The following is a 6782-nucleotide window of genomic DNA, read 5'->3' as shown; positions in this document are numbered from 1 at the left end:
CACAGAATAATAATTTAAATAAATATTGTCAGATAACCAATAACTGTGATAACTCTGTAGGTATTCGTTCGACACTGACAGATGAACAACCTAATTATGAAAGCGATTGTCCAAGTGATTAACCTAGTCCTAATTAGCGTGGTGGTGATTATTATCCCACCGTGCGGGGCTGCACTTGGACGAATAAAGGCATAAAAATCAAGCCTTAATCTCAAGAGAACCCCCGCACCGAAAGGTCCGGGGGTTTTTTTATTGGTACGTTAAAGACGCGAGGAACATAAAATGCACAACAGAATAAAATCCTGTGCCTCCCGCAAAAGGTCGGGGAAATAACTATGAATGGTGCTCAGTGGGTGGTTCAAGCGTTGCGTGCGCAGGGTGTTGATACGGTATTCGGCTATCCGGGTGGGGCAATAATGCCTGTCTACGATGCTTTGTATGATGGTGGTGTCGAGCATTTGCTCTGCCGCCATGAGCAAGGTGCTGCGATTGCTGCCATTGGCTATGCCCGTGCAACCGGTAAAGTCGGGGTGTGTATTGCCACTTCTGGCCCTGGAGCCACTAATCTGATCACCGGTTTGGCTGATGCATTGCTGGATTCTGTGCCGGTCATTGCTATCACCGGTCAGGTGGGGTCTGCTTTAATCGGTACTGATGCTTTTCAGGAGATTGACGTATTGGGCTTGTCACTTGCCTGTACTAAACACAGTTTTCTGGTTGAATCATTAGAGGCGTTGCCTGGTATCATGGCGGAGGCGTTTGCCATTGCTACCAGTGGCCGCCCTGGACCGGTTTTAATCGATATTCCGAAGGATATTCAGTTAGCTGTGGGTGATTTAACTCCGCACCTGATGCCAGTTGAAGAGCATCTTGTTGATTCTGCCGCCGAGTTACAACAAGCCTGGGATATGCTGGCAACCGCGCAAAAACCGATGTTGTATGTCGGTGGCGGGGTTGGCATGGCACAGGCCGTTCCTGCTTTACGTGCTTTTATCGAGGTAACGGGTATTCCTGCGGTTGCCACTCTGAAGGGCTTAGGTGCGCCGGATACTAATCACCCGTGCTATCTGGGGATGCTGGGGATGCATGGCACTAAAGCCGCAAACTTTGCGGTGCAGGATTGCGATTTACTGATAGCGGTTGGTGCGCGGTTTGATGACCGTGTCACCGGCAAGCTGAATACATTCGCCGCAAAAGCAAAAGTTATCCATATGGATATCGACCCGGCTGAATTGGGTAAATTGCGTCAGGCGCATGTCGCGTTGCAGGGCGATTTGAAAGTATTGCTGCCCGCATTACAGCAACCGTTGGATATCCAGCCGTGGCGTGATGAGGTCATGGCATTGAAACACCAGCATAGCTGGCGCTACGATCACCCTGGCCAGGCAATTTATGCTCCGTTGTTACTGAAGCAGATATCTGAGCGCAAAGCACCGCAAGCGGTAGTGACTACCGATGTGGGCCAGCACCAGATGTGGACGGCGCAGCATATGAACTTTACCCGGCCTGAGAATTTCATCACCTCCAGCGGTTTGGGCACGATGGGTTTTGGTGTGCCGGCCGCGGTTGGCGCACAAATGGCCCGCCCTGATGACATGGTTATCTGTATCTCCGGTGACGGTTCGTTTATGATGAATGTTCAGGAGTTGGGCACGATAAAACGAAAACAGTTACCGCTGAAAATCGTATTATTAGATAACCAGCGATTGGGTATGGTTCGACAGTGGCAGCAACTGTTTTTTGATGGACGTTATAGCGAAACCAATCTTTCTGATAACCCCGATTTCATCACACTGGCCAGTGCGTTTAATATCCCCGGCCAACGTATCACCCGCAAAGACCAAGTCGACGCCGCTCTGGATGCGCTGTTTAACAGCGAAGGCCCTTATCTGCTCCAGGTTTCCATCGACGAACTCGAAAACGTTTGGCCGTTAGTGCCGCCAGGCGCAGGTAATGAAACCATGCTGGAGAAAATCTCATGATGCACCATCAATCCTCTATCCAACATCAAATCTCTATCCAAGCCCGCTTCCGCCCTGAAATGTTAGAGCGTGTATTGCGGGTTGTGCGGCACCGTGGCTTCCAGGTTTGTGCTATGAATATGTCGCCAATGATTAATGCTGAGAATATTAATATTGAATTGACCGTTGCCAGCGGGCGACCTGTCGATTTACTGTCTTCTCAGTTAAGTAAGCTTATGGATGTCGCCTGCGTCGAGATCCTACAACCTAATACATTACAGATACGCGCCTGATGCGCCACAAGGAAAGAAAAGAATGACGAAGAAAGCTGATTTTATTTGGTTTAACGGTGACATGGTTCCGTGGGCAGAGGCTAAAGTTCACGTGATGTCTCACGCGTTACACTACGGCACGTCAGTCTTCGAAGGTGTCCGTTGCTACGACTCCCACAAAGGTCCGGTAGTTTTCCGTCACCGCGAACATATGCAGCGTTTACATGACTCAGCTAAAATTTATCGTATGCCGGTTTCCCAGTCGGTTGATGAGCTGATGGAAGCCTGCCGTGCGACATTGCGTAAAAACAATCTGACCAGCGCGTATATCCGCCCGTTAGTGTTTATTGGTGATGTCGGCATGGGTGTGAACCCGCCAGATGGCTATAAAACAGATGTGATAATCGCCGCGTTCCCATGGGGTGCTTATCTGGGTGCGGAAGCGTTGGAGCAAGGCATTGATGCCATGGTGTCCTCATGGAACCGTGTGGCACCCAATACCATTCCAACTGCGGCGAAAGCCGGTGGTAACTACCTGTCCTCCTTGCTGGTGGGCAGCGAAGCACGCCGTCACGGCTATCAGGAAGGGATTGCGCTGGATATTCATGGCTTCTTGTCTGAAGGTGCGGGTGAAAACCTGTTTGAAGTAAAAGATGGCATCCTGTTCACGCCGCCGTTTACCTCTTCAGCCCTGCCGGGTATCACTCGTGATGCGATTATCAAACTGGCGAAAGATATGGGTCTGGAAGTGCGTGAGCAAGTGTTGTCACGTGAATCTCTCTATTTGGCGGATGAAGTCTTTATGTCCGGTACTGCGGCAGAAATTACCCCGGTACGCAGCGTAGATGGTATTCAGGTCGGTATTGGTAAACGTGGCCCGGTTACCACCAAGATCCAACAAGCGTTCTTTGGCCTGTTCACCGGTGAAACTGAAGATAAGTACGGTTGGCTGGATCCAATCAATCAATAATCAATAAAAACTGACAGACAGAATCAGCAGGTGGTTCGTTCGCCACCTGCAACACAGAATACATTGGAGTGAAGAGACAATGCCTAAGTACCGTTCCCATACCACCACTCATGGCCGCAATATGGCCGGCGCTCGTGCACTGTGGCGCGCTACCGGTATGACCGATGATGACTTCGGCAAACCGATTATTGCAGTGGTTAACTCATTTACCCAGTTTGTACCGGGCCACGTTCATTTGCGCGACTTAGGCAAGCTGGTAGCGGAGCAAATTGAAGCGTCTGGCGGCGTGGCTAAAGAGTTCAACACTATTGCGGTGGATGATGGGATCGCGATGGGCCACGGCGGCATGCTCTATTCACTGCCTTCACGTGAATTGATTGCCGACTCCGTAGAATACATGGTTAACGCCCATTGCGCGGATGCCATGGTGTGTATCTCTAACTGCGACAAAATTACCCCAGGGATGCTGATGGCGTCTCTGCGTTTGAATATTCCGGTGATCTTTGTGTCCGGCGGCCCGATGGAAGCGGGTAAAACCAAGCTGTCCGATAAAATCATCAAACTGGATCTGGTGGATGCCATGATCCAGGGCGCAAACCCGAATGTCAGTGATGCCGACAGTGAGCAGATTGAACGCTCTGCCTGCCCGACCTGTGGTTCCTGCTCGGGGATGTTTACTGCCAACTCGATGAACTGCTTGAATGAGGCGCTGGGTCTGGCGCTGCCAGGTAACGGTTCACTGTTGGCGACCCATGCTGATCGTAAACAACTGTTCCTCGATGCTGGTAAGCACATTGTTGAGCTGACTAAACGTTATTACGAACAGGATGATGTTAGTGCCTTGCCGCGCAGCATCGCGAACAAAGCCGCATTTGAAAACGCCATGACGCTGGATATCGCGATGGGTGGCTCGACCAACACCGTACTGCACTTACTGGCCGCAGCACAGGAAGGGGAGGTTGATTTCGATATTAGCGATATCGACCGTTTATCTCGCCAGGTGCCTCATTTGTGTAAAGTTGCGCCGAGCACGCAGAAATATCATATGGAAGACGTGCACCGTGCGGGTGGGGTTATGGGTATTTTAGGCGAACTGGACAGGGCTGGCTTGCTTAACCGCGAGGTGCGTAATGTGTTGGGGCTGAATCTGACCGATACGCTGGAAACCTATGACGTGATGCTGACCGGTGACGAAGGGGTCAAGCAGATGTACGCCGCAGGCCCGGCGGGTATTCGTACCACTAAAGCCTTCTCGCAGGATTGCCGCTTCCCATCACTGGATACTGACCGTGAAGAGGGTTGTATCCGTACTCGCGAACATGCTTACAGCCAAGACGGCGGTTTAGCTGTGCTGTACGGCAATATCGCCGCGAACGGTTGTATTGTTAAAACCGCCGGTGTGGATAAAGAGAGCCTGACCTTCCGTGGCCCGGCAAAAGTGTATGAGAGTCAGGATGATGCGGTAGCAGCGATTCTCGGCGGTAAAGTTGTGGCGGGTGACGTGGTCGTTATCCGTTACGAAGGGCCAAAAGGCGGGCCGGGGATGCAGGAAATGCTCTATCCGACCACCTATTTGAAATCCATGGGATTAGGCAAGAGCTGTGCTTTGCTGACTGATGGCCGGTTCTCCGGCGGGACGTCTGGTTTGTCGATTGGTCATGTTTCACCAGAAGCGGCCAGTGGCGGCCTGATTGGTCTGGTGCAGGATGGCGATTTCATTGATATCGATATCCCAAACCGTGGCATTGTGTTGGATGTGAGCGAATCTGAGCTGACCGCTCGTCGTGAAACTGAAGAAGCCCGTGGCGATGCTGCCTGGTCGCCTAAAGCCCGCGAACGTCAGGTTTCTTATGCACTGCGCGCTTATGCTCTGCTGGCAACCAGCGCCGACAAAGGTGCTGTGCGCGACAAAAGTAAGCTGGGAGGCTAATACCCATGGCGGTATCACAACCCTTATCTGCTGCCCCTTGCGGGGCAGAATATCTGCGGGCGATATTGCGCGCGCCGGTGTATGAGGTGGCGCAAGTCACCCCGTTGCAAGTGATGGAAAAAATCTCTTCCCGCCTGGCTAATACCATTTTGGTTAAACGTGAAGACCGCCAGCCAGTGCACAGTTTTAAGCTGCGTGGTGCTTATGCGATGCTGGCGGGTCTGACAGAAGAGCAGAAAGCCTGTGGTGTGATAACAGCCTCTGCCGGTAATCATGCGCAAGGTGTCGCGCTCTCAGCCAGTAAGCTCGGTATCAAGGCACTTATCGTGATGCCGGTAGCAACCGCTGACATCAAAGTGGATGCCGTGCGCGGTTTTGGTGGTGAGGTGCTGCTGTTCGGTGCCAATTTCGATGAAGCCAAAGGCAAAGCTATCGAGTTATCCCAGCAGCAGGGTTATACCTTTGTTCCGCCGTTTGACCATCCGGCCGTTATCGCCGGGCAGGGGACGCTGGCGATGGAGTTACTCCAGCAAGACGCACACCTTGATCGGGTTTTTGTCCCGGTCGGTGGCGGTGGGCTGGTGGCCGGTGTGGCGGTGCTTATCAAGCAACTGATGCCACAGATTAAAGTGATCGGGGTTGAAGCGGAAGACTCAGCTTGTTTACGCGCCGCACTGGATGCGGGCAAGCCGGTTGACCTGGCCCGTGTTGGGTTATTTGCCGAGGGTGTCGCCGTCAAACGTATTGGCGATGAGCCATTCCGCCTATGCCAGGAGTATTTGGACGAGGTGATCACCGTCGACAGTGATGCTATCTGTGCGGCAGTAAAAGATTTATTTGAAGATGTGCGTGCCATCGCCGAACCTTCTGGTGCTTTGGCGCTGGCGGGCCTGAAAAAGTATGTCCAGCAGCATAATATCAAAGGCGAACGTCTGGCCCATGTGCTGTCCGGGGCTAACGTGAACTTCCATGGTCTGCGCTATGTGTCAGAACGTTGTGAGCTGGGCGAGCAGCGCGAAGCTTTGCTGGCCGTGACTATCCCCGAGAAAAAAGGCAGTTTTCTGCGTTTCTGCGAGTTGCTGGGGGGGCGTTCGGTCACTGAATTCAACTACCGTTATGCGGATGCCGATAATGCCTGCATTTTCGTAGGGGTACGTTTGACGCGCGGCTATGCCGAGCGGGCAGAGATATTGGCTGAGCTACAGGCAAAAGATTATCAGGTGGTGGACCTATCTGACGACGAGATGGCCAAACTGCATGTGCGTTATATGGTGGGTGGCCGACCTTCCAAACCATTGCGTGAGCGGCTGTACAGCTTTGAATTCCCTGAATCACCGGGCGCATTGCTGAAGTTCTTGCATACATTAGGTACGCACTGGAATATCTCTTTGTTCCACTATCGTAGCCATGGCACTGATTTTGGCCGGGTATTGGCAGGGTTTGAGTTGTCAGATTCTGAGCCGCAATTTGAAGAGCACCTGGCCGCTTTGGGCTATGATTGCCATGATGAAACCAACAACCCGGCGTTTAAGTTCTTTTTGGCGGGTTAAGTTTTGGCTGGATGAAGTGGCGGTGAATACCTATCAATAACAATAAAACTCAGGGCTAATAAGTGCTGAGTTTTTTATTTCTACTTAGTTATATTTAAT

Annotated in this window: 6 protein-coding genes; all 6 read left to right on the top strand. The window is 51.8% G+C overall.

Annotated elements, in window-relative coordinates; translation table 11 throughout:
• Positions 1 to 96 precede the first annotated feature (96 nt).
• The 6 genes from ilvL (at position 97) to ilvA (ending at position 6683) form a co-directional block, all read left to right on the top strand.
• Entirely contained in the window at positions 97 to 195 is a 99-nt protein-coding gene (ilvL, locus tag V1952_RS18840) for an ilv operon leader peptide (RefSeq protein WP_071817873.1), read from the top strand.
• 140 nt (positions 196 to 335) lie between these two features.
• Positions 336 to 1982, top strand: a complete 1647-nt coding sequence (gene ilvG / locus V1952_RS18835) for an acetolactate synthase 2 catalytic subunit (protein ID WP_083161836.1) — start codon at positions 336 to 338, stop codon at positions 1980 to 1982.
• Positions 1982 to 2254 carry an acetolactate synthase 2 small subunit gene (gene ilvM / locus V1952_RS18830; RefSeq protein ID WP_372560674.1) on the top strand — a complete coding sequence of 91 codons (273 nt, stop codon included), beginning with the start codon at positions 1982 to 1984 and terminating at the stop codon, positions 2252 to 2254. The genes ilvG and ilvM overlap by 1 nt, the downstream gene beginning before the upstream one ends.
• A 22-nt stretch (positions 2255 to 2276) precedes the next feature.
• Positions 2277 to 3203, top strand: coding sequence for a branched-chain amino acid transaminase (locus tag V1952_RS18825; protein ID WP_083161838.1), 927 nt, complete (start codon positions 2277 to 2279; stop codon positions 3201 to 3203).
• 79 nt (positions 3204 to 3282) lie between these two features.
• Positions 3283 to 5133 carry a dihydroxy-acid dehydratase gene (ilvD, locus tag V1952_RS18820; protein WP_083161840.1) on the top strand — a complete coding sequence of 617 codons (1851 nt, stop codon included), beginning with the start codon at positions 3283 to 3285 and terminating at the stop codon, positions 5131 to 5133.
• 5 nt (positions 5134 to 5138) lie between these two features.
• Positions 5139 to 6683: a threonine ammonia-lyase, biosynthetic gene (gene ilvA / locus V1952_RS18815; protein ID WP_372560098.1), complete on the top strand. Its 1545-nt coding sequence runs from the start codon at positions 5139 to 5141 to the stop codon at positions 6681 to 6683.
• The last annotated feature ends 99 nt before the right edge of the window (positions 6684 to 6782 follow it).

It is taken from the genome of Yersinia sp. 2542 StPb PI (assembly GCF_048593855.1).
In the GTDB taxonomy this organism is placed as follows: Bacteria; Pseudomonadota; Gammaproteobacteria; order Enterobacterales; family Enterobacteriaceae; genus Yersinia; species Yersinia enterocolitica_E.
The sequence above is the reverse complement of the archived record's forward strand: the minus strand, read 5'-3'. Positions and strand labels throughout refer to the sequence as shown.